Raw genomic sequence first — 4,251 nt, forward strand, 5'->3', positions numbered from 1 at the left:
ACAGGATGCGGACGATCACCTCGAGCAGGATCGATCTGTTCTCGGGCTTCATCTTCTGCCCGCCGACGAGCCAGGCCCGGGGACTGCTCTCGTTCTCGGAGGTCTGGAAGCGGATGCCCTCGGTGGTCTCGACGAGCGGACGGCTGTGCGCAGCCTTGCGCGTGGCGCGCGGGAGGTTCTTGGTGGCGGCGAGCAGGTCGGCGCGGTGCGTGACGAACACGAGGGAGGCCACACCGGTCGCGGCGAGCACCAGCACCGAGAGCTCGCCCATGGTGTCCCAGCCACGCAGGTCGACCAGCGCCACGTTGACGACGTTCTTGCCGTGGCCGATCTCGTACGCGAGCCTCGGGAAGGCCTCCGAGATCGGGGTGGCCACACGGGACTGGGTGGCGACGACCGCGACGAAGGCCATCGTGACGCCCACCCCGATGGCCAGCAGCGCCCGGGGGATGCGTCCGACCGAGGCGTTGTGCTCACCCATGCGTGCGGGGAGGCGACGGAGCACGAGCGCGAAGGTGACCATCGTCACCGTCTCGACGAGGATCTGCGTGAGCGCGAGGTCAGGGGCGCCGCTCGTCGCGAACAGCACCACCATGCCGAGGCCGGTGACCGAGACCAGCACCACCCCGGTGTACCGCTTCTGCGCGCGGACGGCGAAGACGCCGGCGATCGCCATGATCGGCGCGACCACGATCTGCGCCGGGGTGTGCCAGGCCGACAAGTGGTACCGATCGATGTCGCTCGCGATCAGCGCCGTGACCTCGGCGGCGACGAACACGACGAAGATCGTGCCGACGTAGACCGGCAGCGAACCGCGCTGCGTGAGCGTGGTGCTGAGCACCGAGAGCCGGTCGACCCCGCGCATGACGAGGTAGTACACGTCGGCCGCGGTGAAGCGCAGGAACCGCGCCTTGCGGTCCCAACCGGTCTTCCGAGTGAGCAGGAAGAGCCCGATGCCGAGGACGATCGACAGGATCGAGATGCCCAGCGCGGGTTCGAATCCGTGCCAGAGCGCGAGGTGGCCGGGGCCCTCGACGGCCTCACCGGCGTGGTCGAGCCCGGGTGTCGCGGTGAGGGCGTAGCCCTGCAGAGCCGTGTCGAGTGCGGGGGCGCCGATACCCGCGGCGAGTGTGACGCCGGCGAGGATGATCGGTGCGGACAGGAAGCCGACCGGCGGGTCAGGCCACGCCGTGTCCGGCAGTTGCCCACCCTGTTCGTCGCGCTTCTTCCAGAACGCCCCCCAGAGGAAGCGCACGCCATATGCCGCAGTGAGCATGGATCCGAGGACGATCCCGATCAGGGCGACGAGTCCCCAGGGAGAACCGCCCTGCGCGTCGTCGAGGAGGGCCGTGAGAGTCGACTCCTTGGCCACGAAGCCGATGGTGGGCGCGATGCCGGCCATCGAGGCGACCGAGATGAATGCCGCTGTCGCCATGACCGGCGCCTGCCGCCCGACACCGGAGAGCTCGTTGATGTCACGCGTCGACAGCTGACGGTCGATGACGCCGACGATGAGGAACAACGCCGACTTGAACAGCGCGTGCCCGATGACCAGGGCGAGTCCCGCGAGCGCGGTCGCCTGCGTGCCGTAGCCGACCACGATGGCGAAGAAGCCGAGCTGGCTGACCGTGCCGAACGCGAGGATGCGCTTGAGGTCGGTCTCGCGCAGCGCCTGGATGCCGCCGAGCAGCATCGTCACGATGCCGAGGGTGATGACGATCGGGCGCCACGTCGTGCTGAAAGCGAAGATCGGTGCGAAGCGGGCGATGAGGTAGATGCCGGCCTTGACCATCGCGGCCGCGTGCAGATAGGCGCTCACCGGCGTGGGAGCGGCCATGGCGCCGGGAAGCCAGAAGTGGAAGGGGAACAGCGCCGACTTGCTGATCGCTCCGATCAGGAGCATCACGATCGCGGCATCCACGAGGGGCCCGCTGGGCGCGATCGCGAGGATCTCGCGGATGCTCGAGGTTCCGGTGTCGACCACGAGCAGCACGACGCCCACGAACATCACGAGGCCGCCGAGCGTGGTCACGAGCAGGGCCTGCAGCGCCGCACGACGGCTGGCCGCGCGACGGCGGTAGTGACCGATGAGGAGATAGGAGAGGATGCTCGTGACTTCCCAGAACATCACGAGGATCACCAGGTCGTCGGTCAGGACGAGTCCGTACATGGCGCCCGCGAAGCCCAGCAGCACCCCGGCGAACTGCCCGACGCCCGCCGAGTCCTCGTAGAAGTACCAGCGGCAGTAGAGGAGAACCAGTGCGCCGACGCCCGTGACGATCAGGGTGAGCACCCACCCGAGCACGTCCATGTTCATGGAGAGGTTCAGACCCAGTTGGGGGATCCACTCGACCGATTCGAACGGTACCGGCCCGTCGAGCACCTGCGGCGTCATGACCAGCGCGTGCACGAAGGCGGCGGTCGGAACGAGGGCGGCGATCGCGAAGGCCTGAGCTCCGAGCCAGCGCACCAGAACGGGCATCAACAGCGACCCGAGGAGGAACACAGCGAGGAGCATCAGCATATACGCGGCTCCCTCAGGGCTCGTCGGCCGTTTGGCTCAGGCGGGCGGGTGTACATGCAGTCTACCGGCACGAGAGGTTCCTGAGGTCCACCGTTGCACGATCGTGCGAGAGTAGGCCCATGCGGCGGGTCTGGGTTCGAGAGCTCGCGGGCTGGTCGGGGGCGCTGGCCGTCGCGCTGATCACGGCGGCACAGGTCGCTTCGTCCGCTCGCTCTGAGCTGCTGTTCCGTGACGGGGATTCCCTGATCGTGGCTCTTTTCGCGAGATCCGTCCTCTCAGGTGTACCGCTCGACTGGGCGATGTCGAGCGTGCTGTTCCTGCCCGAGTCCGCGGTGTTCGCCGGCCTCGACACGCTGCTTCCGCTCGACGTGAACGGATTGCTCGCCGTCAATGCCGTCATCAACATACTCGCGCTCTACGGTGCCCTCCGGCTGGCCGCGGGCCGGCGGCGGAAAGGCACGGCTCCGGTCGCATGGGCTCTCGTGTGACTGGTGACCTTCGGCGTCCTGGCCATGACCGACGTGTCGGGATCGAGGGACGCTCTGGACCTCGCATCCCTCGTGTTGACGACGACCTACTACTCGGCGACCGTCGTCGCCGTCGTGCTGTCGGTCGGCCTGGTGCGGCGGCTCGTCGACCGGGATCGATTCGGTGGAGCGCTCCTGGTCGTCCTCGGTGCCACGGCCGCGATCGCCACGCTCTCGAACCCGCTCTACGCCGTCTGGGCGACGGTTCCGATCACCCTGGTCCTCGCCCTGATGCTCCCTCGCGCGCCCCACCGCATCCGCCCGACGATGATCCTCGTCGCTCTCATCACCGGCACCGCCCTCGGCTTCCTGGGTCGCATTCCGCTTCGGGCATGGATCAGCAACACCGGAGCCGACTACATCCAGCCCGAGCAGTGGACGGAGTCGGTGGGGTATTACGGAGCCCTCCTCACCACGCGCGCGGGGACGCCGGCCGGGGTGATCGGCATTCTGATCGTGATCGCGCTCATCGTGCTCGCGGTCGTGGGCACGGCACGGGCGGAAGACTTCGGGTCGTGGTTCGTCTCCACCGTCGCGTGGACCATGCCCGTCCTCGTGATCATCGGCGCGATCGTCCTGGGCACGCACGCCGCCCGCTACCTGCAGCCCCTCGCGTTCGCCCCGGTGCTCGCCCTGGTGGCGGCGACGCGTTCCTGGCGAGCGCCGTTCCGGGTGCAGTCCGTCGTCGCGGCCACCGTGTCCGCGCTTCTCTTGATCGGCGGCGCGCTCAGCGTTCCCCGGCTGGTCGGCGCGAGCGCGAGCCCCGATCCCGATCTGACGTGCGTGACCGATTGGGTGAACGCCTCGGGTCGCACCGGTGCCGGCCAGTTCTGGACGGTGCGCCTGCCCAAGCTGCATGTGGAGGATCCCGCCCGTCTCGTGCAGGTCGATCATGAGCTCAACGGCTATGCATGGCTCGTGAACCGAGAGGACTTCGAGGCCCGCGAGGTGTCGTTCCTCGTGGAGGATGCGCAGACCGTCGAGTGGCGTCTTCCCACATCGGAGATCCCCGACGAGGTGATCGGCTGCGGTCGATATCGCATCATCGACTTCGGCGACGCCACTGTGCCGCTCGGCCCGCAGCACAGCTGAGGCGACGGTCGTCCCAGCCGCTCAGCGGGGAACGGGGCCGGTCGTCGTGCCGGCGCGGAACACACACGTGAGGTGCTGCGTCATCCCGGGCTCACCGCCGAGCATGCG

General features: G+C 68.5%; 3 protein-coding genes. 2 read left to right on the forward strand and 1 reads right to left on the reverse strand.

Annotated features, from left to right (window positions below; translation table 11 throughout):
- The coding region (locus tag KZA10_RS08730; protein ID WP_218682672.1) for a Na+/H+ antiporter subunit A at positions 1-2,524 on the reverse strand (2,524 nt) is incomplete at its 3' end.
- 119 nt (positions 2,525-2,643) lie between these two features.
- On the opposite strand from KZA10_RS08730, the gene KZA10_RS17925 reads away from it, so the two are divergent.
- Together KZA10_RS17925 and KZA10_RS08735 are read left to right on the forward strand one after the other, a co-directional pair.
- Entirely contained in the window at positions 2,644-3,012 is a 369-nt protein-coding gene (locus tag KZA10_RS17925; RefSeq protein WP_256934610.1) for a hypothetical protein, read from the forward strand.
- 3 nt (positions 3,013-3,015) lie between these two features.
- Positions 3,016-4,143, forward strand: a complete 1,128-nt coding sequence (locus tag KZA10_RS08735; protein ID WP_256934611.1) for a hypothetical protein — start codon at positions 3,016-3,018, stop codon at positions 4,141-4,143.
- Positions 4,144-4,251: the final 108 nt, after the last annotated feature.

It is taken from the genome of Microbacterium sp. BF1 (assembly GCF_019279095.1).
Taxonomy (GTDB): Bacteria; Actinomycetota; Actinomycetes; order Actinomycetales; family Microbacteriaceae; genus Microbacterium; species Microbacterium maritypicum.

Coding starts and splice junctions, on each gene's coding strand:
- KZA10_RS17925 (WP_256934610.1), top strand. CDS start 2,644: ATGCGGCGGGTCTGGGTTCGAGAGCTCGCGGGCTGGTCGGGGGCGCTG.